Annotated in this window: 21 protein-coding genes and 3 pseudogenes; 15 read left to right on the forward strand and 9 right to left on the reverse strand. The window is 70.7% G+C overall.

Annotated features, from left to right (window positions below; translation table 11 throughout):
* Window positions 1-156: 156 nt before the first annotated feature.
* On the reverse strand, window positions 157-1035 hold the full coding sequence (locus KQY30_RS12420; protein ID WP_217306879.1) for a hypothetical protein: 879 nt from the start codon (window positions 1033-1035) through the stop codon (window positions 157-159).
* 347 nt (window positions 1036-1382) lie between these two features.
* Here KQY30_RS12420 and KQY30_RS12425 point away from each other — a divergent pair, with 347 nt between their 5' ends.
* From KQY30_RS12425 to KQY30_RS12445, 5 genes are all read left to right on the forward strand, one after another.
* Entirely contained in the window at window positions 1383-2981 is a 1599-nt protein-coding gene (locus KQY30_RS12425) for a hypothetical protein (RefSeq protein WP_254407093.1), read from the forward strand.
* A gap of 28 nt (window positions 2982-3009) precedes the next feature.
* Window positions 3010-3552: a hypothetical protein gene (locus tag KQY30_RS12430; protein WP_217306880.1), complete on the forward strand. Its 543-nt coding sequence runs from the start codon at window positions 3010-3012 to the stop codon at window positions 3550-3552.
* A 13-nt stretch (window positions 3553-3565) separates the two neighbouring features.
* On the forward strand, window positions 3566-3988 hold the full coding sequence (locus KQY30_RS12435) for a DUF3592 domain-containing protein (protein ID WP_217306881.1): 423 nt from the start codon (window positions 3566-3568) through the stop codon (window positions 3986-3988).
* 118 nt (window positions 3989-4106) lie between these two features.
* Entirely contained in the window at window positions 4107-4550 is a 444-nt protein-coding gene (locus KQY30_RS12440) for a hypothetical protein (protein ID WP_217306882.1), read from the forward strand.
* Between the two features lie 194 nt (window positions 4551-4744).
* Window positions 4745-6460: a chitinase gene (locus KQY30_RS12445; protein WP_367997416.1), complete on the forward strand. Its 1716-nt coding sequence runs from the start codon at window positions 4745-4747 to the stop codon at window positions 6458-6460.
* Between the two features lie 124 nt (window positions 6461-6584).
* On the opposite strand, the gene KQY30_RS12450 is transcribed toward KQY30_RS12445, so the two are convergent.
* Window positions 6585-7973: an Nramp family divalent metal transporter gene (locus tag KQY30_RS12450; protein ID WP_217306883.1), complete on the reverse strand. Its 1389-nt coding sequence runs from the start codon at window positions 7971-7973 to the stop codon at window positions 6585-6587.
* A gap of 267 nt (window positions 7974-8240) precedes the next feature.
* Between KQY30_RS12450 and KQY30_RS12455 the strand changes: the two genes are divergently transcribed.
* Window positions 8241-10340: a serine/threonine-protein kinase gene (locus tag KQY30_RS12455; RefSeq protein ID WP_217306884.1), complete on the forward strand. Its 2100-nt coding sequence runs from the start codon at window positions 8241-8243 to the stop codon at window positions 10338-10340.
* A gap of 57 nt (window positions 10341-10397) precedes the next feature.
* On the opposite strand, the gene KQY30_RS12460 is transcribed toward KQY30_RS12455, so the two are convergent.
* The 4 genes from KQY30_RS12460 to KQY30_RS12475 form a co-directional block, all read right to left on the reverse strand.
* Window positions 10398-11909, reverse strand: a complete 1512-nt coding sequence (locus KQY30_RS12460) for a GntP family permease (RefSeq protein WP_217306885.1) — start codon at window positions 11907-11909, stop codon at window positions 10398-10400.
* 220 nt (window positions 11910-12129) lie between these two features.
* Window positions 12130-12555: a RidA family protein gene (locus KQY30_RS12465; protein ID WP_217306886.1), complete on the reverse strand. Its 426-nt coding sequence runs from the start codon at window positions 12553-12555 to the stop codon at window positions 12130-12132.
* 7 nt (window positions 12556-12562) lie between these two features.
* Window positions 12563-13372 carry an IclR family transcriptional regulator gene (locus KQY30_RS12470; protein WP_254407094.1) on the reverse strand — a complete coding sequence of 270 codons (810 nt, stop codon included), beginning with the start codon at window positions 13370-13372 and terminating at the stop codon, window positions 12563-12565.
* Window positions 13369-14442 (reverse strand): sugar kinase, encoded by a 1074-nt coding sequence (locus KQY30_RS12475; RefSeq protein WP_302185313.1) that lies wholly within the window; start codon window positions 14440-14442, stop codon window positions 13369-13371. The genes KQY30_RS12470 and KQY30_RS12475 overlap by 4 nt, the downstream gene beginning before the upstream one ends.
* A gap of 376 nt (window positions 14443-14818) precedes the next feature.
* On the opposite strand from KQY30_RS12475, the pseudogene KQY30_RS12480 reads away from it, so the two are divergent.
* Window positions 14819-16140: pseudogene (locus tag KQY30_RS12480) on the forward strand (alanine racemase).
* Between the two features lie 10 nt (window positions 16141-16150).
* Window positions 16151-17778 (forward strand): annotated as a pseudogene (locus KQY30_RS12485) (amidohydrolase family protein).
* Between the two features lie 103 nt (window positions 17779-17881).
* Here the strand turns inward: KQY30_RS12485 and KQY30_RS12490 are convergent.
* The 3 genes from KQY30_RS12490 to KQY30_RS12500 all read right to left on the reverse strand — a co-directional run bounded on the left by KQY30_RS12490 (window position 17882) and on the right by KQY30_RS12500 (window position 18991).
* Window positions 17882-18307, reverse strand: coding sequence for a PIN domain-containing protein (locus KQY30_RS12490; protein ID WP_217306887.1), 426 nt, complete (start codon window positions 18305-18307; stop codon window positions 17882-17884).
* A complete protein-coding gene (locus tag KQY30_RS12495; RefSeq protein ID WP_217306888.1) occupies window positions 18295-18546 on the reverse strand; it encodes a type II toxin-antitoxin system Phd/YefM family antitoxin in 252 nt (83 codons plus the stop codon). Before KQY30_RS12495 ends, KQY30_RS12490 begins: the two co-directional genes overlap by 13 nt.
* Window positions 18547-18643: 97 nt before the next feature.
* Entirely contained in the window at window positions 18644-18991 is a 348-nt protein-coding gene (locus KQY30_RS12500; RefSeq protein WP_217306889.1) for a DoxX family protein, read from the reverse strand.
* Between the two features lie 194 nt (window positions 18992-19185).
* On the opposite strand from KQY30_RS12500, the gene KQY30_RS12505 reads away from it, so the two are divergent.
* The 7 genes and pseudogenes from KQY30_RS12505 (at window position 19186) to KQY30_RS12535 (ending at window position 26750) form a co-directional block, all read left to right on the forward strand.
* A complete protein-coding gene (locus KQY30_RS12505; protein WP_217306890.1) occupies window positions 19186-20043 on the forward strand; it encodes a helix-turn-helix domain-containing protein in 858 nt (285 codons plus the stop codon).
* Window positions 20044-20195: 152 nt separating this feature from the next.
* Window positions 20196-21407, forward strand: coding sequence for a pyridoxal phosphate-dependent aminotransferase (locus KQY30_RS12510; RefSeq protein WP_217306891.1), 1212 nt, complete (start codon window positions 20196-20198; stop codon window positions 21405-21407).
* A gap of 147 nt (window positions 21408-21554) precedes the next feature.
* Window positions 21555-21980, forward strand: a complete 426-nt coding sequence (locus KQY30_RS12515; protein ID WP_217306892.1) for a hypothetical protein — start codon at window positions 21555-21557, stop codon at window positions 21978-21980.
* Between the two features lie 172 nt (window positions 21981-22152).
* Window positions 22153-23232, forward strand: a complete 1080-nt coding sequence (locus tag KQY30_RS12520; RefSeq protein ID WP_254407095.1) for a hypothetical protein — start codon at window positions 22153-22155, stop codon at window positions 23230-23232.
* 88 nt (window positions 23233-23320) lie between these two features.
* On the forward strand, window positions 23321-24514 hold the full coding sequence (locus KQY30_RS12525) for a toxic anion resistance protein (RefSeq protein WP_217306893.1): 1194 nt from the start codon (window positions 23321-23323) through the stop codon (window positions 24512-24514).
* Complete coding sequence (locus KQY30_RS12530; protein WP_254407096.1) at window positions 24511-26124, forward strand: VWA domain-containing protein; 1614 nt, start codon at window positions 24511-24513, stop codon at window positions 26122-26124. The genes KQY30_RS12525 and KQY30_RS12530 overlap by 4 nt, the downstream gene beginning before the upstream one ends.
* A pseudogene (locus tag KQY30_RS12535) lies at window positions 26111-26750 on the forward strand (hypothetical protein). The gene KQY30_RS12530 and the pseudogene KQY30_RS12535 overlap by 14 nt, the downstream one beginning before the upstream one ends.
* Window positions 26751-26905 lie beyond the last annotated feature (155 nt).

The following is a 26905-nucleotide window of genomic DNA, read 5'->3' on the forward strand; positions in this document are numbered from 1 at the left end:
AGTGCGTGGGCAGGAGCAGGAGTACGGAGTCGGAAGCGTTCGGGAGATCAGCCGGGGCCGGTGAGGCGGGCGATGTGCGGGTGCCGGACCGACGGGGCCTGACCGGCGGCGCCGCCACCGGCCGGATCCGCGCGGGGCCGCTGCCCGCTCCCGGGGTTATGACCCGCGCCGGATAGGCGCTCCCTGGTTCTGGACGCCGGTCGCGCGCCCGTGGTTCTCGGGCGGGTTGACGGGCGCCGAGCAGAATCCGCAGCGGTCACCTATCAGTTCGATACCGCACCAGGAACAGACCTCTCGCCGTACGGAGGAAACCAACTGATAGAGAACGGAGATGTCCGGCAGGAAGGCCGCGAACTCGATCATCTTGGAAGTTCCCCACCACCGAGGCGAATCGGAGGGAAGGGCGCTCTCCTGAATTCCCTGGACCCGCCAGGCGGGCGCCAGTGTCGAGGTCACCCAGTCCGACTGCAATTGCCCCTTTCCGACCATCAGTTGTGTACCGAAGTCCGGACCGGTGAGCTCACCGTTTCCGATCTTGATCAATTGAGGTTCCGGGTTGGCGAGGACACCGAACTGCGACCCCGGCACCCAGGACTTGGCATGGGACTTGAGGCTCACCGGCACCCGGTCGAGCTTGGTGACGGAGTTGAGCAGCGCCCCGGAGTAGATGTAGTGCGAGAGCAGCCGGGCCGCGGAGGCGACGATTCCGGCACTGAAGTCGCAGATCGACAACTGCCGCAACTGGCGCACCAGCACGGCCACGCCCAGCGGCGGCAGATCGAGCTTGAGCAGGGCGATCCGGTCGCTCTCCAGCATCGACCTGACCGTGTGCAGCCGCCGTTCGTGGGCGGCCGGGATGGAGGCCGGGTAGAGGCCGATCACATAGCCGTGCTGCTCCACGAGCACTTGCATGTCGGCGAGCGCCGCGTCCAGGGGCTGGGCGTCGGGCGACTGTAGCAGCGCCGCGGTGGGCGTCTGATGGTCCGTCGGTGGCAGCACCAGATCAGGACTGGTGACAGCAATCGCGGTCGGCACGCTGGTTCCCCGTTCAGCACCGGCCGTCGGCGTTCCGGCGACCGCGGTTCTCTCCTGCTCCGGGCTTCTGCCCCCGCACTTTATCCAGGACTCCCCGCACGGAGAACACCTCTCAGATACCGGTGACCCAACTTTGAGGTGGCAAGCACCGGCAAACTCGGGCGAAGCAGTCACCTGTTCACTCATGTTTCAATGAATATTCGAATCGATGGAATTTCGCCTCCAAACCCGATGGTTTGGGCCCGGGTTGGGCCCAGGGACCCACGCCCCGGCTCTGCCCGCGCTCGTACGCTCCCATTCCGATTCCGCGCGCGAAAGGCGCGCGGTCACCGAGGGGGACGGTCGGGATGAGACGGGAAACGGAGCGGGCCCCGGGCCTCTTCGGGCATCGGCGCGGGCATACGGGCCCGGGCCTGGGTCTGCGTCAGGTCCGGGGCGGCAGGCGCGACCGCGGTGTCACGGCCACCGAGTATGTCGGTGTGATCGTGGTGGTGGCGGCGGTCGCCGGCGCGATGGTCGGTACGGGTGTCGACGAGACCCTCGCCACCAATCTGCGCTGTCTGGTGAGCTTCAGCGGCCCGTGCACCGCAGGCGGCGGCACCGCTGACCAGGCACAGCCCAAGACCGACGCCGACTACGAGCCGCCGCTCTGCCAGATCTCCTCGGTCACCGACAAGGCGGGCGCGAAGGCGAAGGTCCTCTTCATCGAGTGGGGCGAGGAGTACGGCTTCCAGCAGACGACCTTCCAGGCCAACACCGATGTCAACAAGGACGGTACGGTCGACGCCAACGACCTGCAGGTGATGATGACCTTCACCGACGCCGCTTCCATAGCGGCCAAGAAGGACTGGAAACCGGGCGCGAAAATCGGCAAGTTCGGAGCCGACAAGGTCGAACTCGGCGCGGGGATCAAGGTCACCAACGGCGACACCTGGGTCTTCAACAGCGAGGCGGAGGCCGCCGCCTTCCGCGACGACATCGAATCGCTGAAGACGTACGAGCTGGCCAACCGCAACGCCAACGCGCGCGGCGGCGGTCTCGGCAACAGCATCCTCTATCTCTTCGGCAAGGGTCCGATGGCCGAGGAGGAGAAGCTCCGCAAGCGCATCGACGAGAAGCTCGGCAAGCGCCACATCAGCTACGGCAAGGTCGGCCTGGAGGCCAGCGCGGCCGGCGGGCTCAAGCTGTCGGCGGGCGACGAGAAGAAGCTGAGCGGCACCCTCGGCGGCAACTTCAAGTTCTCCCCCGAAGTGACCTGGACGGACAACGACTTCAAGGGCACCAAGGCGTACACGTACAGCGCGGCCATCGAGTACGGCGGCAAGGTCGGGTACGAGGCCGGGCCCCTCAGCGGCGAGTCCTCCGGCTCGGTCACCCGGACCGGCACGATCACCGTCACGCACGACAAGAAGACCGGCGAGCTGCTGCGGATCGACATGACCCGTACGGTCGAGAAGGGCGCCACCAAGGACGGCGCGAAGCTCGGCGGCGACAACGGCAAGAGCGGCGACGACAAGCGCGGCGGCAGCGGCGGTGCGAAGGGCGGCGACCAGAGCACCGGGATCGAGGTCGTCACCAACTCCGTCGTCATCCCGCCGGGCAGCGACGGCGACAAGCAGCGCCGTATCGCCCAGGAGTGGCTGGACGGCCACGGCGACAACGCCGCGCCCTTCACCTACATGTTCGACGACCACGCGCCGACGAAGCGGCCGGGCGCGGACGACCCGTTCGGACAGCTCCTGTTCGACGAGGGCCTGTCCAGCCGGACGACCTACACCGGCCAGACGAACGCGGCGGAGTACGGCTTCGAACTGAACCTGGGGCTGAGCCTGGGCTTCTCCGTCTCCACCGAGAAGAAGGAAGAGACCCTTGACCAGGCGGAGTTCCTCGGTGCGCCCCACGGGGACAGCCGCAGCTACCTCCCGTACAGCTACTGTGCGAACTGACCCCGGCGGCGACAGGAGCACACTCGTGATGATCAATGGAAAGACACCCCGGTGGCCTGCTCTGGCCGCCGCCGTCCTGCTGACGGCCGGGTGCGGTACGGGCACGGGCGCCGGGACCGTACCCGACGGCTGGAAGACACTGACGACCCCCACGGTCACGGTCGCGTACCCGCCCGCCTTCACCCCGCAGACCGACTCCGAGCGCAGCAAGTACAACGCGGCGGCCGCCACCCTCGCCGAAGGCGGCAGGTCCGTCGCGATCATCACCGTCCAGCTCGACTTCACCAACGCCGACTCGGTCGAGGAAGCGGCGATCGGCGCCGAGGCGGGCATCGCCCTCGGCTCGACCCTCGGCAAGCAGGAGGAGATCACGGTCGCCGGACCCGACGGCGACCAGGAGGCCCGGCGCGTCAACTTCGCCTTTACGGAGAAGGGCACCCGGTACCAGGGAGTGATCATCGCGGGACTCGACTCCGCCGAGAAGTCCTACGCGGTACGCATCGACGCGGCCAGAGGGAAGCTCGCCGACGGCGAGCTGAAGCGGATCATCGAGTCCATCACGGTCGAGTAGACGGGGTCCTGCGATGGAGATTCCCGGTGGTGACCTGCTCTTTCCGCTCGCCATGGCGCTGCTGTTCAGCTGGCTCGCGGTGCACTGCGTACGCCGGCTGGCGGCGATGGCACATGCGCTGCGGGCGGGCGGCCGGGCGCCAGGTGTCTGTATCCGGATCGAGACCGAACCGTACAACCGCTCCGACGCGGAGCGGCATGTCTTCTCCTTCCGCACCCCGGACGGGCGGACGGTCGAGTTCGAGGACCTGGCGGGCCGCGGGGTGAGGGTCGGCGACGAGGTGACGGTGGCGTACGACCCGGCCGGCCCGGAGCGGACCGCGACGGTCGCGGGTCCCGGCGGCTGGTCGCCGGTGCTGCGGTACGGACTGCTGGCGACGGGCTGCGGTCTGGCGGCGGCCGGGTTTACGGCGGTGTTCCTGTTCACGGCGATCTGAGCCGGGGCGGCCGGCATGACCGGCCGGCGCCGCCCCCTTCGCACCGCACATGTCCCAGGCAAGGCGATTCGAGGCACGGAGTTCTGATGCACGGCGATCTGTTCGGAGGCGAGGGGCGATGACGCGGTACGACTACCCGGGGGCGCGCGCCCAGCGGGACGAGGGGCGTGGGGCGCCGGTCTTCGCGCTCGTACGCGCCTGGGCGGCCGGCATCGTCGTCCTGGTCTCCGCGGAGTACCTCCAGGCCACGGTGGTCTACGGCCATCTCGCCTCGGACAGCAATCTGGAGACCTTCGGCGGCCGGCTGATGCTGATCCATGTCCCCAACGCCGTCTGCATAGCCCTGGCCGCCTGGGCGGCCGGCCGGGTCCACCGCGACCCCTTCCGCGACTCCTGGTTCCGGCACCTCCTGGCGACGTTCACCGTCCCGGTCGCGGCCCAGGGTCTGAACATGTCCCTCCAGTGGCAGGACCTGGCCGCCGAGGGCCTGTTGATGTCCAACGCGGTCCTGGCGGTGGGGTGCGTGACGGGGTACGCGGTGGACCGCCTCCAGGAGGACTGACCCGGGCTCTCCGTACGGCGCGGGGCCCGACGGCACAACGGGTCACGGCCGCCGCCCTGGTGAGGGCTCCGTCGTATACGACCTTCTGCCAGAGGTCTTGACAAGTCGATTGGTCTGGACCACCTTTACGCCCGACGGTGGCCACCGTTCCCCCTCTCGGTACCTCCATCCCCGAACCCCCACGGAGGCAGCAAGTGGAACGTGCACCAGGCGGCAGAGGTCGCATACGTACCTGGATCGGCGGCGTGGTGGCCGTGCTGGCCGCCGGGGCACTGAGTGTGACCGGGCTCTCCGGGAGCGCGCAGGCCGCCGACATCAATGTGGCCAGGAACGCGGGCTTCGAGTCCGGGCTCGCCAATTGGACCTGCTCCGCGGGCAGCGGGGCCACGGTCGGCTCCCCCGTCCACGCCGGCTCCGCCGCGCTGCGCGGCACGCCCGCCGGGCAGGACAACGCCAAGTGCGGGCAGGCCGTCGCCGTACAGCCCAACTCGACGTACACACTGAGCGCGTGGGTGCAGGGCGGGTACGTGTATCTCGGGGCCGAGGGGACCGGTACGACCGATGTGTCGACCTGGACCCCGGACAGCTCCGGCTGGAAGCAGCTCAGCACCACCTTCAGGACCGGCGCCGCCACCCGGTCCGTGACCGTCTACACCCACGGCTGGTACGGCCAGGCCCCCTACTACGCGGACGACTTCTCGGTCTTCGGCCCGGACGGCGGCGGGGGCACCGACCCCGGCCCGCAGATCCCCGGGGCGCCCGGCGGTCTCGCCGTCGGCTCCGTGACCTCGTCCTCGGTGACGCTCAACTGGAACGCGGTGTCCGGCGCGACCGGCTACAACGTCTACCGCTCCGGTACGAAGGTCCAGTCGGCCACCGGTACGTCGGCGACCGTGACGGGGCTGGCCGCGAACACCTCGTACGACTTCCAGGTCACCGCGACCAACGCGGCCGGCGAGTCGACGCGCTCCGCCACGGTCACCGGCAGGACCTCGCAGGGCGGCGGCAACCCGCCGCCGGGCCCCGCCGTGCCGAGGCACGCCCTGACCGGCTACTGGCAGAACTTCAACAACGGCGCCACGGTCCAGAAGCTCCGGGACGTCCAGTCGCAGTACGACATCATCGCGGTGTCGTTCGCCGACGCGACGGCCACGCCCGGCCAGATCACCTTCAACCTCGACCCGGCCGTCGGCTACGGATCGGTGGCCGACTTCAAGGCGGACATCGCCGCCAAGAAGGCCGCGGGCAAGTCGGTGATCATCTCGGTCGGCGGTGAGAAGGGCAATGTCACCATCAACAGTGACGCCTCCGCGACCGCCTTCGCCGACAGCACCTACGCGCTGATGCAGGAGTACGGCTTCAGCGGCGTCGACATCGACCTCGAACACGGCATCAACTCGACGTACCTGACCAAGGCCCTGCGGCAGCTCTCCGCGAAGGCCGGCAGCGGTCTGGTGCTGACGATGGCGCCGCAGACGATCGACATGCAGTCGACGGCGGGCGAGTACTTCAAGACGGCGCTCAACGTGAAGGACATCCTCACCGTCGTCAATATGCAGTACTACAACAGCGGTTCGATGCTCGGCTGCGACGGCAAGGTCTACTCGCAGGGCTCGGTGGACTTCCTCACCGCGCTGGCCTGCATCCAGCTCGAAGGCGGCCTCGACCCGTCGCAGGTCGGTCTCGGGGTGCCCGCCTCGACCCGGGGCGCGGGCAGCGGCTATGTCGACCCGTCCATCGTGAAGAACGCGCTGGACTGCCTGGCCCGCGGCACCAACTGCGGTTCCTTCAAGCCCTCCAGGACCTACCCGGGCATCCGTGGCGCCATGACCTGGTCCACCAACTGGGACGCGACGGCGGGCAACGCCTGGTCCAACGCGGTCGGCCCGCACGTCCACGCCCTGCCGTAGCGCCTCCGTACCACCCCGTACCACCCCCGACCCCCCACAGGGCCGGCAGCGCCGTCGAACCCCACCCGACGGCGCTGCCGTGTGTCCGGCCCCGGTACCGGCGGAAACGCCGAGCCGGCCACCGCTACCAGGGAAGGTCCCGTACCTGCTGCACGCACAGCACGACGAACAGCAGCCCGGCCGCCGCGAGCATCACATTGCTCAGCACACCGTTGCGCCACTGCGCCGGGGTACGGGACGAGTTGAGCAGCCAGATCAGGGTGAGCGCCAGGAACGGCATGAAGAACGCGCCCAGCACCCCGTACACCACCACCAGTCCGAACGGCTGGTCCAGGAACAGCAGCGAGATCGGCGGAAAGGTCAGCCAGAGCAGATACGCGCGGAACGGCACCGAGCGCTCCCGCTCCCCGGCCGCGACCTCCGCCGCCGCCCCTTCGCCCGCCGCTCCGTCCACGGCAACCCCCACCCGCTCCTTGCGCAGCCGCTCCACGAAGTCGGCGAACATCAGGCTCACTCCGTGCCAGACGCCGATCAGCGAGGAGAAGGACGTGGCGAAGAAGCCGACCAGGAAGAGCTTGGCGGTGGCGGAGCCGAAGCGGTCCTCCAGGATCTCGCCGAGATCGATCAGGCCCCGGTCGCCCGAGGTGAGGGCGATCTGTGAGGAGTGCAGCAGCTCGGCGCCGATGATCAGCATGGCGATGACGAAGAGGCCGGTGGTGATGTAGGCGACGCGGTTGTCGAGGCGCATCACCTTCATCCAGCCGGAGTCGGTCCAGCCCTTGGCGTTGACCCAGTAGCCGTACGCGGCCATGGTGATCGTGCCGCCCACGCCGCCGATCAGCCCCAGGGTGTAGAGGAGCGATCCGTCCGGCAGGACCGGGGCGAGACCCGCGAAGGCGGCGCCGAGGTCGGGCGCGACGCGGATCGCCACGTACATCACCACGACGAACATCACGCCGATCAGGACCGTCATGGCCTTCTCGAAGACGGCGTACTGGTTGAACCAGACGAAGACCAGGCCGATCAGGCCGGTGATGACCGCCCAGGTCCGCAGCCCCGGGCCGTCCGGGAAGAGCGCGACGATGGGCAGGGCGCTGGAGGACATGGCCGTGGCGCCGTAGACGAAGCCCCAGACGAGTACGTATACGGCGAAGTAGACGGTCGTCCAGCGGCCGAGGCTGCGCCAGCCCTCGAAGAGGGTGCGACCGGTGGCGAGATGCCAGCGGCCCGCGGCCTCGGCGAGGGAGATCTTCACGACGCAGCCGATGACCGCCGCCCAGAGCAGGGTGTAGCCGAACTTGCTGCCCGCGATGAGGGTGGCGACCAGATCGCCCGCGCCGACGCCGGTCGCCGCGACGACGATCCCCGGGCCGATGTACTTCCAACTCGACTTACGGGGACGGGAGACGGCCCCGCTGGAGCCTGTGCCAGGGCCTGTGTCCGAGCCTGTGCCGGGGCCTGTGTCACGGCCGCCCGCCGTGCCCGCGCCTGTTGTGTCCGCTGTGTCCGCCATGCGTATCGTCGCCTCTCGCTCGGCCCCCCGCACGTGACGCACATCACCAAAGCGGGACGGCGGTGATCGCGCAAGAGCGCGTGCGCCCGATCACGGCAACAGGCCTGGCCGCGCCGGAGGTTGACGCCTGTGCGAGGGCGGACGAGCATGCGTGGTGTATTCCGGACCGGGTGTTCGGCCCGGCCGCCGCGGGAACGGTGCGGCGGCGCCACGCGTGTTATGCAGCGCACCCGGAATCAACGGGGGATCTGCGGGGGGAGCTTTGGCATGTCCGGGGTGAAGATCGAGCGGCTGGGCACGGACGATCCGGCGGCCCTGGGCCCGTACCGGATCATCGGCAGACTCGGCTCGGGCGGGATGGGCCGGATCTATCTCGCGCGCTCCGGCCGGCAGTTGGTGGCGGTCAAGACCCTGCTCGCCGAGGGGACCGTCAGCGCGGTCGACCGGCGCAGGTTCGCCCGCGAAGTGGCGCTGGCCCAGCGGGTCGACAACACGTACACGGCCCGGGTGCTGGACGCCGACGCCGGCGCGGAGCGGCCCTGGATGGCCATCGAGTACATCGCCGCGCCGTCCCTCGCCGAGCTGGTACGGCGGGTCGGGCAGCCGCCGGCCTCCGCGGTGCGATGGGTGGGGGCGGGAGTGGCCGCCGCGCTGGTCGCGCTGCACGGCGAGGGCATCGTCCACCGTGACATCAAGCCGCCGAACGTCCTGCTGCCGCTGGACGGGCCGCGCGTCATCGACTTCGGGATCTCCCATGCCAGCGACATCACCAGGACCAGCCTGACGCTGGGCACGATCGCGTTCACCTCGCCCGAGCAGGCCAGGGGCGAGAAGTCCACGGCGGCCTCGGACGTCTACTCGCTGGGCGCGACGCTCTTCCATCTCGCGGTCGGCAGGCCTCCGTACGCCAGTGACGGCGACACACTGGGGCTGCTGGCGCGGGTGGCCAGGGGCGAGCTGGACCTGAACGGGCTGCCGCGCGAACTGCACCAGCTCATCAGGCCCTGTCTGGCGGCGGACCCGGCGGCCAGGCCCCGGCCGGACGATGTGCTGGCGCAGTTCAAGGCGGCGCTGGTGGGACTGCCGGTGTCGGACAGCGGGAGCCGGTGGCTGCCGCCGCGCTGGACGGCGCTGATCCAGGAGTACGACCAGCAGGCGCGGGCACTGCGGGAGGGCCCGGCGGCGTCGGGGCCCGGTGTGGACCCGGAGGCGCCGACGGCCGACCAGCGTACGAAGGGGGTACAGGCCCCGAACCCGACCCGCGAGTACACCGACGCCCGCCCGGCGGAACCCGATCAGGCGGCACGGGCGGCACAGGCAGCGCAAGCCGCACAGGCAGCACAAGCCGCGCGCGCCGAGCAGGCGGCACGGGCCGAGCGCGAGAACGCCGACCGGGCGCGGGCCGCGCGCGAGCGCGCGCAGCGGGAACAGGGCGGGCGCAGCGCCGAAGAAGACCGTATCGAGGCCAGGCTGGCCGAGCTGAAGGCCGAACTGGACGGCTCCGCGAAGAAAAAGAAGGACAAGCCCGGACAGGCGGAGGCACCGAAGGCGCCCAAGGCCGACGGCCGGGCCCGGGCATCGGGGGCCGGACAGCGTCCAGCAGGTGGAAGGCACCCGGCGGGCGGGCAGGGCGGTGGAGCCGCGCCGCGCGCCTCCGCCGGAGCAGCGGCCCGGCCGACGCCCCCCGCCACGACCCCCTCGAAAGCCAAGAAGTCCTCCGGCGCCGGGGTGCTCTTCCTTGTCGTCGCCCTGGTCGTCGTCTTCGTCTGGCGTCCCTGGGACGGCGACTCGTCGAGCTCGTCGTCCGGCGGCTCGTCGAGCGGCGGAAATTCGTACAGGGGAAGTTCCTCGTACCCCACCGACGCCGCGTCCACGCCCACCCCCAGCGGTACCGACCTCGCCTTCCGTGCCGTACGGACGGGGGACTGCGTCAGCTCGCACGACGACGGCTTCGACCGCTGGAGCGACGCCGTGCCGAAGCGGGTGGCCTGCTCGGCGCCCGAGGCGTACAACAGGGTCGATCTGGCCGTCTCCGGCTCGACGCCTTCGAGCTGCGACGGCGGTGACGAGCAGCAGGTCTGGGCCAACCGGGGCGACGACGGGGTGACCACCACCCTCTGTCTGTCCCGCAAATACGCGCCGGGCCAGTGCTTCGTCGCCAAGAAGGACGGCGACCGTGTCGGCGCCGGCCGCCTCCAGACCGTCTGGAACTGCGGCGCCGGCACGGTGCCCAAGGGCTACGCGTACATCATGCAGATCACGGGCTATTACTCGATGCCGTCGGACGGCAGCGACCCCAACTGCCCGGACTACTGGTGGGAAGTGGACGACGAAGAGAACTACGTCTGCGCGAAGGTCACGTCCTGACCGCCACCGGCATCCGTAACAGCGGCACCCGTAGGACCGCGCCAGCCATGAAGCCTGCTAGATCACCAGGCTCAGCAGCGCCGCCACCACGAAGCCCGCCACCGACAGGACCGTCTCCAGCACCGTCCAGGACTTCAGGGTGTCGCGCTCCGAGATGCCGAAGTACTTCGCGACCATCCAGAACCCGCCGTCGTTGACATGCGAGGCGAAGATCGAGCCCGCCGAGATCGCCATGATGACCAGGGCGAGATGCGCCTGCGAGTAGCCGTGCCCCTCGACCAGCGGTACGACGATGCCCGCGGTGGTGACGATCGCGACGGTCGCGGAGCCCTGGGCCACCCGCAGCACCACGGAGATCAGCCAGGCCAGCAGGATCACCGGCAGACCCACGTCGTTGAAGGTGTCGGCGAGGGCGTCCGCGATACCGCTGCCCTTGAGGACCGCGCCGAAGACCCCGCCCGCGCCGACGACCAGCAGGATGTTGCCGACCGGCTTGAGGGAGGCGGTGGAGACCCGCTCCAGCGAGCCGCGCGACCAGCCCCGGCGCAGCCCCAGCAGGTAGTACGCGAGGAGCAGCGCGATCGTCAGCGCCACGAACGGGTGCCCGAAGAACTCGATCAACGAGCGGACGGAGTGGGGTATCCCCTGCTCGGAGCCTGTCGGAGAGCTTGAGGAAGGGTCGAACGCCACGGACGAGAAGGTCGCGAGCAGGATCAGCACCAGCGGGGTACCGATGATGGCGAGGACCGTCCCCAGTGACACGGGCCGCTCGGGCGGGGTGACTCCGGAGGCCGACTGCTCGGCGGCGACGGCGGCCTTGGCCTCGGCCGCGGCCTCGACCATGTCCCGCGGCACCTCGACGAACAGCCGCCTGCCGATCCACGCGGCGTACACCCACGCGGCGAGTACGGCCGGAACACCGACGACGATGCCCATCAGGATGACCCAGCCCAGATCCACCCCGAACAGCCCGGCCGCGGCGACCGGTCCCGGGTGCGGGGGCAGGAAGGCATGGGTCATGGAGAGCCCGGCCAGCAGCGGCATCGCGTACAGCACGACCGACTTGCCCGAGCGCTTGGCCGCCGCGTACACGATCGGCGCGAGTACGAAGATGCCGACGTCGAAGAAGACCGGGACACCGAAGACGACACCGGTCACGCCCATGGCGAGCGGGGCGCGCTTCTCGCCGAAGAGGTTCAGCAGCCGGGTGCTCAACACCTCGGCGCCGCCCGACACTTCGAGGATCGCGCCGAGCATGGTGCCGAGCCCGATGATGATCGCGACATGGCCGAGGATGCCGCCCATGCCTGTCTCGATCATGGAGACGGCGGCGGACTTCTGAACCGTGCCGAAGAGTTCGGTGACCGAGAGCCCGGCGCCGAGGCCGACGGCTATGGAGACAGCGAGGAGGGCCACGAAGGGCTGGAGCCTGACCTTGATGATCAGGAAGAGCAGCAGGGCGATACCGAGGGCAGCGATGGTCAGCAGCCCGGCGGTGCCGTCGATGAGGAGCAGGAGACCACCGGTGTGGGGAGGCGTCTCGGGTGGCGCGTCGGCGGCAAGGTACATGGGGGGACCTCTGTTCGGACGGTTCGGCGCATGACGGTTCAGCAGTCGGCGGTTCGGCGGATGGCTGTTCAGCGGATGTAAGGGCATGCGGCGGGGGTGTGCGGGGGCATGGGGTATCGCGGTACGGCGCCGCGGGGGCGATCGCCGTACCGGCTTCGGACGGGTTTCAGCGGGGGGGTGAGCGTGCTCACTCGGGGGGCACTCGGCCCCGGGGCGGCTCTCAGCCGAGGACGGCGAGCGCGTCGATCTCGATCAGCAGCCCCTTGGGCAGGCCGACATAGACCGTCGTACGCGCGGCGGGGGCCTCCTTGAGCCCCTGCTCCTCGAAGTACGCGTTGTAGATCGCGTTCATCTCGGCGAAGTGGTCCACGTCCGTGAGGTAGACGCGCATCATCATCACGTCGTCCCAGCTCGCGCCGCCCTCCTCCAGGATCGCCCGGACATTGGCGAAGGTCTGGAGGGTCTGCTCGCGCAGGGTCGGCCCGGCGACCGTGGGCGGCTGCCCCTCGACGGCCGGCAGAAAGCCGACCTGGCCCGCGACCTGGAGGATGTTCCCCTTGCGGACGCCGTGCGAGAACTTGGCGGGCGGAGCGGTGTGGGTCGCGGGTGTGAGGGCGGTCTTCTCGGTACCGGTCTTCTCGGTCATACGGCACTCATCCTTCGGAGGCGTCCTTGACGGGGACGGGGACGGGGACAGGGGCGGAAGCAGGGACAGGGGCGGGTGCACTGCCGGAGTACTCCCGGCTGATGGCGTCCGCGGTACGGCGTACCAACGGAAGCAGGGTGAGGAGTTCCTCGGCGGTGACCACGACATTCGGCGCGGACACCGACATGGCCGCGACAACCCGGCCGTCCGTCCCGCGGATGGGCGCGCCGACGCAGTTGATGGACTCCTCGTGGCCACCGAGATCGGTGGCCCAGCCCTGTTCGCGCACGGCCGCCAGTTCCTTCAGGAAGGCGCCGGCGTTGGGCGTCGAACGGGACGTGTACGCGGGATAGTCGAGCTTCTCCGCGACGGCACGGCGCTCGGGTTCGGGCAGATCGGCGAGCAGCAGCTTGGCCACCGCGGCGACGGTGATCGCGACGGGCTTGCCGATCCGTGAGTACATACGGACCGGGTAGCGGCTCTCGACCTTGTCGATGTAGAGGACCTCGTTCTCCTCGTACACGGCGAGGTGGACGGTGTGCCCGATCTGCTCGTTGAGCGCGGTGAGATGCGGGTGCGCGATCTCCCGTACGTCCAGGTTCTCGACGGCTTCCTGCGCGAGCGCGAACAGGCGCGCGCCGAGACGGTAGCGCTGGTCCTGCTGGCGGTGGACGAGCCCGTGCTCATGGAGCGTACGGAGCAGCCGCAGCGCGGTGGACTTGTGCACGCCGAGCCGGTCGGCGACCTGCCCGAGATCGGCGGGCCCCTGGGCGAGCAGCGGAAGGATGCTCAGCGCGCGGTCGACGGTCTGGCTCATGGGGTGCGTACCTCCTGCTCCGTGGCCTCCGTCCAGCCGGGGCCGAGACGAAGTCTCCCCCACGCGCCGTCGTCGAGGTCCGCGAGCCGGTCGGCGTACGCGCGGGACGGCGGCGCACCGAGATCGCCGGGGACGGTGAGGGCGGCGGCGGCCATGAGATGCCCGTGCCGCAGCCGGGCGACGGGGGGCAGACCGCGCAGGGTGGCGGACAGGAACCCGGCGGCGAAGGCGTCGCCGGCGCCGACGTGCGCGACGACATCGACATGGAGGGAGGGTACGGAGACGACAAGGTCGGGTGCGGTGGCGGTACGGTCCGGCTCACGGGAGCCGTCCGGCTCGCGGGTGTACAGCGTCGCGCCCGCGCCGCCGTGTTTGACGACCAGGGCGCGCGGTTCCGGGAGCGCGGCGCGGATCGCGGCCGGGCCGTGCAGGTCCCATGCCTCGGCCGCCTCGTCCTCGCCGACGAACACCAGATCGGCACCGCGCGCCAGGTCCAGCAGAACGCGGGCGCCCGAGGAACCCGCGGAGGAGCCACGCCACAGGCCCGGACGGTGGTTGACGTCGAAGGAGACCAGCGGCCGGCCGGGGGCACGGGTGGTCAGCTCGCGCATCAGCGCCAGACAGCCGTCCGAGAGCGCGGCGGTGATCCCGGACAGATGCAGAACGGCGCCCGACCACAGATCCCCGGGCACCATGTTCCCCGGCGACATCGCGGAGGCGGCGGAACCGGCCCGGTAGTAGACGACCTCGTGCGCGTCGGTGGCACGGTCCGTGGCCGTGCGGAAGTAGATACCGGTCGGGCGGTCCGGGTCCCGGCGGACACGCGAGGTGTCGACGCCGTACGCGGCGACCGTGTCCACGAGGTGGTCGCCGAAGCCGTCGGCGCCGACCCGGCTGACCCAGCGCACCCGGTGCCCGGCCGCCGCGAGCGCGCAGGCGACATTGGACTCGGCGCCGCCGATCGTACGGTCGAAGGAGGGCACGTCCCCGAGCGGTCCCGGCCGGGTGGGCAGGAAGGTGACCATGGACTCACCGAGGCAGACGACGTCCGTGTCCACGGCTCCGGTCACGGTGGGACTCCTCGTCGCTCGTCCCGCCGCCGGGGCTGACGGGTGATGTTGACGGGGTCACCATTGACCCGCTGACGCTCGGATGTTAGACAGCGGGGAGCGAAATGCGCAATGGCCGTTGCAAGCATCGCAATGCCTGCCCGGACCGCGCTGTCTGCACCAACCGCACGGCCCGCACCGACCGCACCAACCGCACTGCCCCGCACCGACCGCCCGGACACTGCCGGACCCAGCACACCGGACCCAGCACAAGGGGAGGCCCCCGATGCCCGCCGACCGCGCCACGGAACAGCAAGGCCGAGGAACGGACCCGCTCCCGCAGCCCGGGGCGCGCGCCCTCGGCCCCCGGCCCGTCGACCCCAGGCTCGCGAACGAACTGGTCGACCATCGCTTCAAGGGGCTTCCCCGGACGCCGAAGGGCTCACCGTCGCCGCGCTCGCCGGTCAGCGGCGGTCGCTGTTCACCGGGGGGTTCACCACCCCCGTTCTCGCGCTCTCGGCCGAGTCCGTCGAGCACAATCTCGCTCTCCTGGAGTCGTACTCCGCCCGGCACGGGCTCGCCTTCGCGCCGCACGGCAAGACCTCCATGTCCCCGCAGCTCTTCGCGCGCCAGCTCGACCACGGCGCCTGGGGCATCACCGCCGCGGTCCCCCACCAGGTGCGGGTCTACCGGGCGTTCGGGATCCAGCGGATCTTCCTCGCCAACGAGCTGGTCGACGCGGCCGCCCTGCGCTGGCTCGCCGGCGAGCTGGACCGGGACCCGGGCTTCCGCCTCATCTGCTACGCCGACTCCGTACGCGGTGTCGAGCTGATGGACGAGGCGCTGTGCGCGGCCGGCGCGGCCCGCCCGGTGGAGGTCGTGGTCGAACTGGGCGCGGGCGAGGGTGCCCGTACCGGAGCCCGTACGGAGGCCGAGTGCGCCGCCGTCGCCGACGCCGTCGCCGCCGCGCCCACCCTGCGGCTGGTCGGAGTCGCCGGGTACGAGGGCGAGGTGCCCGCGGCCGACGGCGACACCGTCCGTGCCTGGCTGCGCCGACTGGTCGCGCTGGCGGCCGACTTCGACAAGGCGGGCCGGTTCGCCGAAGCCCCCGCCGACACGAACGCCACCGGCACCGCCACGGCCACCGGCACCGGCACCGAAGCCACCACGCCCGAGGCGCCCTCACCCTCCGACATCGTCATCAGCGCCGGCGGCAGCGCCTGGTTCGACGCCGTCGCCGATGTCTTCGCCGAGATCCCGCCGCTCTCCCGCCCCGTACTGAAACTCCTCCGCTCCGGCGCGTACATCTCCCACGACGACGGCCACTACCGCCACCTCACCCCCTTCAACCGCGTCCCCGAAGAGGGCGCCCTCCAGCCCGCGTTCCGGCTCTGGGCCCAGGTCGTCTCGCGCCCCTCCCCCGCCCAGGCCTTCGTCAACGCGGGCAAGCGGGACGCGGCGTACGACCTCGATCTGCCCGAGGCACAGGTCGTACGGGACGGCCGCACCGGCGAGATCCGCCCGGCCACCGGTATCGCCGTCACCGGTCTGTCCGACCAGCACGGCTGGCTGACCACCACGCCGGACGCGGACCTCGAAGTCGGGGACTGGGTCGGGATGGGGCTCTCGCACCCGTGCACGTCGTTCGACAAGTGGCAGCTCATCCCGCTGGTGGAGGCAGACGGCACGGTCACGGACCTCGTCCGCACCTTCTTCTGAGAGGCCGGTCATGGATCTCGTCATCCGGGACGCGCGGGTCGTCGACGGCACGGGCGGCCCGTCGTACCGCGCCGACGTCGGTATCACCGACGGGCGTGTCGGCGCCATCCGCAAGGAGTCCGACAGGGACGGCCGGCTCAGCGGCGCGCGGGTCCTCGACGCCGACGGCCTCGCCCTCTCCCCCGGCTTCATCGACATGCACGCGCACAGCGATCTCGCGCTGCTGCGCGACCCCGACCACTCGGCGAAGGCCGCGCAGGGCGTGACCCTCGAAGTCATCGGCCAGGATGGGCTCTCGTACGCGCCGGTCGACGACAGAACCCTCGCGCAGATTCGGCGGACCATCGCCGGCTGGAACGGCGGAGCGCCCGGCGACACGGGCGTCGACTTCGACTGGCGTACGGTCGGCGAGTATCTGGACCGGCTCGACCACGGCTTCGACGGCCGGGGCATCGCGGTCAACGCCGCGTACCTGGTCCCGCAGGGCACCGTCCGTATGCACGCGGTCGGCTGGGACGACCGGCCCGCGACCGACGCCGAACTCGCCGAAATGAAGCGGCTGGTGGCCGAGTCACTGGAGCAGGGCGCGGTCGGCATGTCCTCCGGGCTGACCTACACGCCCGGGATGTACGCGGACGATTCCGAACTCACCGAGCTGTGCCGGGTGGTGGCGGAGTACGGCGGCTACTACTGCCCGCACCACCGCTCGTACGGCGCCGGGGCGCTCCAGGCGTACGAGGAGATGGTGGCGGTCGCGCGCCGGGCGGGCTGCGCCCTCCATCTCGCCCACGCCACCATGAACTTCGGGGTGAACAAGGGCCGTGCGCCGGAGCTGCTGGCGCTGCTGGACCGGGCGCTGGAGGCGGGCGCGGACATCTCGCTCGACACATATCCGTACACCCCCGGCTGCACCACGCTCGTGGCGATGCTGCCGAGCTGGGCGAGCGAGGGCGGCCCGGACACGGTCCTGGAGCGGCTGCGGGACGAGGAGACGGCCGAGCGGATCCGCCACCACCTGGAGGTCGTCGGCTCGGACGGGTGCCACGGTGTGCCCATCGAGTGGGACACGATCGAGATCTCCGGTGTCTCGGCGCCGGGGCTCGCGGACCATGTGGGCCGTACGGTCGCGGAGTCGGGCCGCGCGCGCGGCGAGGCACCGTGGGCGACGGCCCGCAGGCTGCTGGTCGAGGACCGGCTGGGCCCGACGATCCTCCAGCACGTCGGCCATGAGGAGAACGTCCGCGCGATCATGCGCCACCGGGTGCACACCGGCGGCAGCGACGGCATCCTCCAGGGCGCGAAGCCGCACCCGCGCGCGTACGGCACGTTCCCGCACTATCTGGGCCGGTACGTCCGTGAGCTGGGCGTCCTCTCCCTGGAGGAGTGCGTTTCCCACCTCACGGCCCGCCCCGCAGCCCGCCTCCGTCTGCCCGACCGGGGCCTGGTGGCCGAGGGCCACCACGCCGACCTGGTCCTCTTCGACCCCTCGACGGTGTCGTCCCCGGCCACCTTCGACTCCCCCGGGCCCGCCCGGAAGGCATCCCGTACGTCCTGATATCCGGCCGGTTCGTCATCGAGGACGGCCACCGCACGGACGTACTGGCGGGAAGGTCGGTACGAAGATCACCTCACCGCTGACCACCGGACGGGCCGGCCTGCCGCGCTCCCGGACGCCGGACGGGCTGACGTGACCCGTCCGGCGCTCGGAGGACACATCACAGCGTCCGACGCCGAGCAGGCGTCAGAAAGTCGGGGACGCGCTCCCGTCCAGGTCGCGCGCCTGCACGCCGGGCAGGTCGCCGAACCTGGCTTTGGCGTCCAAGGTCACCACTGTGCGGGCGGTCGCCGCCGCCGTGGCGGCGATGATGAGGTCGTGTGCCCCACGCGGCCTGCCCTCGCGCCGTACATGGGCGAGCAGACGGGCATGGGCGTGCGCCACATGGAGCGTGTATTCCTCCACCGGCACCAGCGCCAGGACGCCCTCGATGAACGCCTGCCGCCTCTCGCGGTGCTTTCCGTCGGCGAGTTCGACGCCCAACAGGAGTTCGGCGGCGGTCACCGCGGAGACGCAGACGTCGTCGTCGGACCGACGCAGCTCCGCCGCGAGGCTGACCTTGCCGCGTTCGGCAGCGATCAGGACGCCCGTGTCCAGGATCACTCGCTCCACGGATCCTCCGTGGTCAGCAGAGAACGGGTGCCCATGACGTCGCCCTCGAAGTCGTCGTCCAGCGTGCCCGCGAAACGGTCGAGGAGATCGGCGAGATCCGCGCCGTTGCCCGCCGGGGCCTGCGAGATCATCGCCAGGCGTCTGCCGCCGCGCGTGACTATCACGGTCTCGCCGTGCTCAGCCATGTCCAGAACGGCGGCGAAGTTCCGGGAGGCTTCGGTCGCGGTCATTACCTTCATGGAACCAAGGTATCTGATTCTCTGATTTCCAGCGGGTACGGGCTGGGCCGGGGCGCTGGCCAGCACCGGCCCGGCCGGCGCCCGCGACACAACGCGGTCAGGCCGAGGCCAGGCGCAGTGCCAGTGACGCGACCGCGAGGAGGAAGATCACCACCACCGGGGCGACCGCGTAGTCCTTCGCCCGGAGGTGGTAGACCGCCGCGCCGATGAAGTAGAGGATCACTCCGATCGCCGCCGCCACTCCGAGCGGGGCCAGCCAGAGGCCGATCAGCAGGCCCGCCGCGCCCGCTGCCTTGAGGGTGGCGAGGCGCGGGAACCAGGAGTCCGGGACGCCCAGTTTGGACATCGAGCCGACGATCGCCTCCTGCCGGGTGAACGTGGCGAAGGCGGAGCCCGTCAGGACGGCGGCGAGCAGGATGCCGACAACGGCGTAGGCGATGAACACGGATGACCCCTCGGACGGTGTGCGTGACAGCCCGCTGAAGGACCAGCAAGGCCACAGAGGGGGCCGCCGGTCGCGGGCCCCCGGCCCAACGTGCCGCAATCCGCCGCCCCGAGGAACGCCCGGCCGAGGCTAGTAGTGACAGGGCCACGCTCCGCCATGCCGTGGTCCCGGGCCCGCCCGGTACATTGCCTGGCGTGAGCGACAACGAGCTGGGCCTGTTCCTGCGCGCCCGCCGCGAGTCCGTCACTCCCGCCGAGGTCGGGCTCCCGGACGGCAGCCGGCGCCGTACCCCGGGGCTGCGCCGTTCCGAGCTGGCCACGCTCGCCGGGATCAGCGTCGAGTACCTCGCGCGGCTCGAACAGGGCCGGGACCACAATCCCTCCCCGCAGGTCATCACCGCCCTCGCCGACGCCCTCCGCCTCACCGCCGACGAGCGCTTCGCCCTGATGCACGCCGTCAAGTCGCTCAGCGGCACCCGCAAGCTCTGCCCCGGCGCGGGCCTGCCGCCGAACCGGACCGTACGCCCGACCCTGCGCGCCCTGCTCGACCGGCTGGAGCCCACCCCCGCCGTCCTGCTGAACCGGCTGACCGATGTGATCGCCTTCACCAGCGGGTACGAGCAGCTCGCCCGTCCGCTCGGGCTGCTGGACCCGGCCGCGCCCAACCTCGTACGGTTCCTGTTCACGGACCCCCGGGCCCGTACCGCCCACCCCGACTGGGCACGTGACGCGGACGACCTCGTCGCCCGGCTCAAGACCGGCTCCGTCTCCGACGACCATCTCGACGATCTCGTCGCGGAGCTGACCCTCACCGCGGGCGCCCCCTTCGCCGAGCGCTGGGCCGCCACCCTGCGGATGCCCGCGAGCCCCGCCGCCCGGCGGCTGCTGCACCCCGGCGCGGGCGAACTGCGGCTGCTCGACGAGACCCTGGAACTGCCCGGGGCCGAGGACCAGCGGCTGGTCGTCCACCTCCCGGCCGACGAGGCGACCGCCGCCGCGCTCGACAAGCTGACCGGCCGCCGCCCGGGCGCCCTCCGCGCCGTGGCGGGCTGATTCACGGGCTGATTCGCGGGCTGATTTCCGGCCGCACGCCTCGCCCTTTTCCGCCTCCCGGACTCCGCCGCCCGCCCCAGGGAATCCCCCGCACGGCTGACGTGTCCCAAAACACCACGCGGGCTCCGTTACGCGGCCGTAAGCTCGCGTACATGCAGGTCATCCAGTCGACGAAGCTCGCAAACGTCTGTTACGAGATCCGGGGCCCCGTCCTCGACGAGGCGACGCGGATGGAGGCGGCGGGCCAGCGCATCCTCAAGCTCAACACGGGCAATCCGGCCGCCTTCGGCTTCGAGTGCCCGCCCGAGATCCTCGAAGACGTCCTGCGCAACCTCGGCGACGCACACGGCTACGGCGACGCGAAGGGGCTGCTCTCCGCCCGGCGCGCGGTGATGCAGCACTACCAGACCAAGGGCATCGAGCTGGACGTCGAGGACATCTACCTCGGCAACGGTGTCTCCGAGCTGATCCAGATGTCGATGCAGGCGCTGCTCGACGACGGCGACGAGGTGCTCGTACCGGCCCCCGACTACCCCCTCTGGACCGCCTCCGTCTCCCTCGCCGGGGGCACGGCCGTGCACTACCGCTGCGACGAGCAGGCCGACTGGATGCCGGACCTCGCCGACATCGAGCGGAAGATCACCGACCGCACCAAGGCGCTCGTGATCATCAATCCGAACAACCCTACCGGCGCGGTGTACAGCGACGAGATGCTCACCGCCCTCACCGAGATCGCCCGCCGCCACCATCTCGTCGTCTGCTCCGACGAGATCTACGACCGGATCCTGTACGACGGCGCCACCCACACCCCCACCGCCGCCGTCGCCCCCGATCTGCTCACCCTCACCTTCAACGGGCTCTCGAAAAACTACCGGGTGGCCGGTTTCCGCTCCGGCTGGCTGGCGGTCTGCGGCCCCAAGGCGCATGCCGCCTCGTACATCGAGGGGCTGACGATCCTGGCGAACATGCGGCTGTGCGCCAATATGCCGTCCCAGCACGCGGTCGCCACCGCGCTCGGCGGCCGGCAGTCGATCCAGGAGCTGGTGCTGCCCGGGGGCCGGATCCTGGAGCAGCGGAACACCGCGTACGAGCTGCTCACCCGGATCCCCGGCGTGACCTGTGTGAAGCCCAAGGGCGCGCTGTATCTCTTCCCGCGGCTCGATCCGAAGGTCTTCAAGATCAAGGACGACCGGCAGATGGTGCTCGATCTGCTGCGGGCCGAGCGGATCATGGTGGTGCACGGTACGGGGTTCAACTGGCCGGAGCCGGACCACTTCCGGATCGTCACCCTGCCCGCCGTCCAGGACCTCACGGACGCGGTGACCCGGATCGGGAACTTCCTGGACGGGTACGCGCAGCCGTAGAGCCGGCGCGGACGGACGTACACCACCGGCGCGAACGGCGCGTACGGACGTACCCCTGTCCATATACCGGAAGCTCCCGGACCGTACTCAACTTTAGACTGAATCCAAGGTAGGATGGTCTCCTGACGATGCCAGGAGGCCATCCTCATGTACGAGCCGATCCGCGCGAAGTCGGTCCACACGATGGCCGACCGCGCCGACTTCCCCCACCGCAGCCGCGAGGAAGAGCTGAACATCCAGCTCGCGGGACATCTCTCCGCGCTGCTCACCGTCACGGACGAGCTGGGCCTCGAAGAGCCCGCCGAGTGCATCGCCCGGCAGATCGTACGGCTGCGCGGCACCCCGCCGACCCGCCATGCCGCGCTCACCGACGCCGACCCGGTCGCCCTGCACCGCCGCGCCCTCGCCCTCGCGGGCCGTGCGCTGGTGGTGGCCGCCTCGCGCGCCGACACCGCGGCGGCGATCCTCTCGGCCGAGCGCATGGACGCGCACACGGCCGCGCTGAACGAAACACCGCCCGCCACCGAACCCCCGGCCGCCGCCCAGGACCAGCGCCTGCTCGCCACCCGCTGACGGCGGCGCCCCTGCGATCGGCCGGGGCGCGAGGGGCGCCCACGGGACCGACACGAACCCCGCTCGTCCGCGTCATGAACGGTTGCCTCCGGTTCCTTTCCGGGATGGGCACTTCACCCTCCGTACACGCAACTCACCCCGGAATGTGGGTCTCCGCGAGCACCCTTTGGGCGTGAAACGCATCGTGGGAATCATCCTGGCGGTGCTGCTGATCGGCGGCGTGATAACAGCCGTCGTGGCAGGCCGAGAGAGCCAGGTATCAGACACGGCAACGAAGACCGTGCGGGGAGTCATCGGTTCGGAGAAGGCGGAGTTCTTCGCCGACCCGGATGTGGTCAAGGCGCTGGACGAGCACGGTTTCACCGTGAAGACGGAGACCTCCGGCTCCTGGGCCATGGAGGAACAGCTCACGCTCGAAGGAACCGACTTCGCCTTCCCCTCCTCCACGGCCCCGGCCGACGAGCTGGCCAAGAAGTTCAAGGTCCCGGGCACGCCTCTGCGGCCCTTCTACTCGCCGCTGGTGGTCGTCGCCCATCGCGCCGCCGCCCAGGTCCTGGCCGACAACGGCCTCGCCACCCTGGACGGCGAGTCCCGCGGCACCCTGCGGATGGGCCCGTATCTCGACGCCGCCGCCGAGCAGCGCACCTGGCAGCAGCTCAAGGGCACGGCCGGCCACGCCGAGCTGACCGGGACGGTCTTCATCACCAGCACCGACCCCAAGACCTCCAACTCGGGCGCGCTCTATCTCGCCGCCGCGTCCTTCGTCGCCAACGGCGGCAAGGTCGTCAGTGACGAGAAGGCGGTCGACCAGACGGCTCCGCTGCTCAAGCAGCTCACCGTGGTGCAGGGGTCCCAGCAGCCCAGCTCCGACGCGCCGTTCCGCGATTTCATCAGCGGGGTCGGGAATCCGCTCGTGCTGGTCTACGAGTCGCAGGTCGCCTCGGTGCTGCTGCAGAAGCAGGAGGTCGGGGACCTGGTGGTGCTCTACCCGGACACCACCGTCAACAGCGACCACACGCTCGTACCGTTCACCGACAACGGGCGGGCGCTCGGCGATCTGCTCACCACCGACAAGCGGCTGCGCGAGCTGGCGGTACGGCACGGCTTCCGCCCGCAGGGAGCCGCGGCCGAGTTCACCGCGGCCACCGCGCCGTACCAGGACTTCCTCAACCAGAAGCTGACCGGGGTCCGTCAGGCGCCCGTGCCCACCACGAGGTGGCTGCACTCGATGGCGCAACGGGCCCGGTCCTAGGGGGCGTCTTGGGCGTGTCCGCACGCCCCAGCGGCCGGCCGGCCCGGTCACAGCAGTTGATCTTGTCAAAGCCCCAGGGGGAAACCGAATGTCCACAGAGCAGAGCCCCGGCCCGGCCGGGTCGGAGCTGATCCTCACCCCGCCCGAACCCGTCGCCCCGGTCCGTACCGAGCAGGCCGCCGGACTGGTGCCGCTGGACGACTCCGTACGCGAGGAGATGACGCGGCGCGCCACGGAGTACGTCGGCTCGCTCGCCGCGATCGACTCCCGTTCACCCGAATTCACCACCCGTATCGGCGAGATCGCCAACCTGGGATCCGGTGAGATCCGCAACGCGGCCCAGCAGTCCAACCGGATGCTGGACCGTACGATCCACTCGCTGTCCTCCGGCGGCGAGGACGCCCAGTCCCGGGTCTCGAACTCGCTGGTCGAGCTGCGCCGTACGGTCGAGGACCTGGACCCGCGCGACATGCCGGGCAAGGGGGCCCGCCGGTTCCTGTCGAAGCTGCCCGGCGGCAACAAGCTGCGCGATCACGCCGCCAAGTACGCCTCCTCGCAGGGCACCCTGAACAAGATCGTGAGTTCGCTCAGGGGCGGGCAGGACGAACTCCGGCGCGACAACGCCGCGCTGCACACCGAGCGGACGCGCCTGTGGGAGACCATGGGCAAGCTCCAGGAGTACACGGTGCTGACCTCGGCACTGGACACGGCGGTCGAGGAGCGCATCACCTCGCTCGGACTCACCGACCCCGCGCAGGCGGACGCGCTGCGCGCCGATGTGCTCTTCCCGGTCCGGCAGAAGCACCAGGACCTGCTCACCCAGCTCGCGGTGTGCGCACAGGGCTATCTCGCGATGGATGTCGTACGGCGCAACAACGAAGAGCTGATCAAGGGCGTCGACCGGGCCGCGACCACCACGGTCTCGGCACTGCGGATCGCGGTGATGCTCTCCTCGGCGCTGGAGAACCAGCGCAAGGTGACCGAGCAGGTGAATGTGCTGCGCTCGACGACCGAGGACCTGATCCGCGGCAACGCGGAGATGCTCGCCACCCAGAGCGGCGAGATCCAGCGCATCGCGGCGGATCCGGCGGTGGGGGCGGAGACGCTGCGGTCGGCGTTCCAGCAGATCTACCGGACGCTGGACGCGATCGACACGTACAAGATCCAGGCGACGGAGTCGATGGCGTCGACGGTGGAGTCGCTGACGGCGGAACTCCAGAGCGCCAGCACGTATTTGGAGCGGACCCGGTCGGCGGGCGCGCTGGAAGGGGGCCCGCGATGAGACGGAAGCTGACCGGGACGGCCATGGCGGTGGCGCTGCTGGCCGTCACGGCGTGCACAGGCGGGGCGGGGGGTGACGATGCCGCGAAGGACCCCGGTTCCGGTGCGGACACCTCGTACCACAAGGGCACCCTGCGTGTGCTCGCCTCCAGTGAACTCTCCGACATGCAGGGCGTGCTGGACCAGGCCGAGCAGAAGACCGGGGTGAAGGTACAGCCCACCTGGACGGGCACCCTGGACGCCGCCGAACTGATCGCCTCCGGCAAGGCCGACGGCAAGTACGACGCGGTGTGGCTGTCCTCGAACGACTATCTGCGGCTCGACCCCGGTGCCGGTGAGCGCATCACCAACGAGACCCCGATCATGTCCTCGCCCGTCGCGCTCGGGGTGAAGGCCGCGACCGTGCAGCGGCTCGGCTGGCAGCCGGACCAGGTCACCTGGTCGCAGGTGCACCAGGCGGTGGTGGCCGGGAAGCTGACGTACGGGATGACCGACCCCGTACGTTCCAACTCCGGTTTCTCTGCGCTGATCTCGGTCGCCTCGGGCCTCTCGGGCGCGCAGTCCGCGCTCACGGACGCCGATGTGAACCGGGCGAAGGGCAAGCTGAAGGAGTTCTTCACCGGGCAGAAGCTCACCTCCGGTTCGTCCGGGTGGCTGGCCACGGCGTACACCCGGCGCGGCAGCGTCGACGCGCTCGTGAACTACGAGTCGGTGCTGCTGTCCATGAACCGGGACAGCGACACCGGACTGACCGTGATCCGCCCCAAGGACGGGGTGGTGACCGCGGACTATCCGTTCACGCTGCTGACCTCGGCGCCGCAGGACGCGCGCGAGTCGGGCCAGGCGCTCACCTCGTATCTGCGCAGCCCGGAGGCGCAGCAGGCGCTCACCGAGCAGACGTTCCGGCGCCCTGTCGTCCCGTCGGTGCGGCCGGCCGCGGGTCTGGCCACGGACAAGCGGCGCGAACTGCCCTTCCCCGGCTCGCGGTCGGTCGCGGACGGGCTGCTCAACTCGTACGAGAACCAGCTCCGGCGTCCGTCCCGCACCGTGTACGTGCTCGACACCTCGGGCTCGATGCAGGGCGAGCGGCTGGCGCGGCTGAAGGACGCGCTGGCGGGGCTGACCGGTACGGACGAGTCGGCGACCGGGGAGCGCTTCCGGGACCGGGAGGAGGTGACGCTGATGCCGTTCGGCTCCGAGGTGAAGCAGGTCCGGACGCATACAGTGGATCCGGGGAACCGGGGGGCGGCGCTGGACGGGATACGGGCGGACGCGAAGGGGCTGTCGGCGTCGGGGAACACGGCGATCTACAGCAGCTTGCGGGAGGCGTACTCGCATCTCGGCGGGGGCGGCTCGGACGCGTTCACCTCCATCGTGCTGATGACGGACGGCGAGAACACGGCCGGCTCGAAGGCCGCCGAGTTCGACAGCTTCTACGCGGGGCTGCCCGAGGACGGGCGCGCGACCCCGGTCTTCCCCATCCTGTTCGGTGACTCGGACCGCGCGGAACTGGAACACATCGCGCAAATCACGGGCGGCCGGCTGTTCGACGCGACGAGCGGTGCGGAGTCGCTCGACGGGGCATTCGAGGAGATCCGTGGCTACCAGTAGGAGCGGCAGATCATTCGGCGCCAAGGCCCTCACGTACGTCGAGTCCCGCAAGAACCTGGTGGGCAGCGCGGCGGGCGTGGGCGGCCTGGCCCTCACCTTCACCGGGGTGGCGGGCCCGTACTGGCCGGTGGTGGTGGTCGGGCTGTACGGCGCGGGCGCGCTGATCGCCCCGCCGGAGCGCCCGGACGCCCCGGCCTTCACCAACCCCGCCGAGCAACTGGACGAGCTGCGCGGCGACTTCACCAAGCTCCGCGCCTATCTGGCCGAGGTCGACCTGCCTCCGGCCGCCGCCGGCCGGCTCACCGAGCTGACCGAGGTCCTGGACGCGCTGCTGGAGCCCGGCTGGGTCGCGGACGCGCTGGCGATGGACGCGGAGGGGGTGCACACCCTGTCCCGGGCGATCCGCCAGGATGTCCCGGAGTCGGTGGACACCTTCGTCCGCACCCGCTGGTGGACCCGCCTCCAGCCGGGCACGGAGCCCCCCGGAGCGCCACCTCGAACGCCAGCTCACGGTGCTGTACGACGAGGCGCGTGCGCTGGCGACGGCGCTGCGGGAGGCGGAGTCGCGGAGGCAGGAGACGCACACGAGGTACCTGGAGGACCGGCACCGCCCGCAGGGGTCGTGACGGACAGGGGGCCCGGGGAGTCGCGGAGACTTCCCGGGCCCGCGTGCGTGGCCGGCGGAAACACCCTCTCGTCCCCGGACCGCCCCGCGGGGTTCATGTGCCCGTCGGACCGATGCCACTTCCGGCACCTATAGAGCGGCTCTGACCTGCGGAAA

Source organism: Streptomyces sp. GMY02 (genome assembly GCF_019056675.1).
Taxonomy (GTDB): Bacteria; Actinomycetota; Actinomycetes; order Streptomycetales; family Streptomycetaceae; genus Streptomyces; species Streptomyces odonnellii.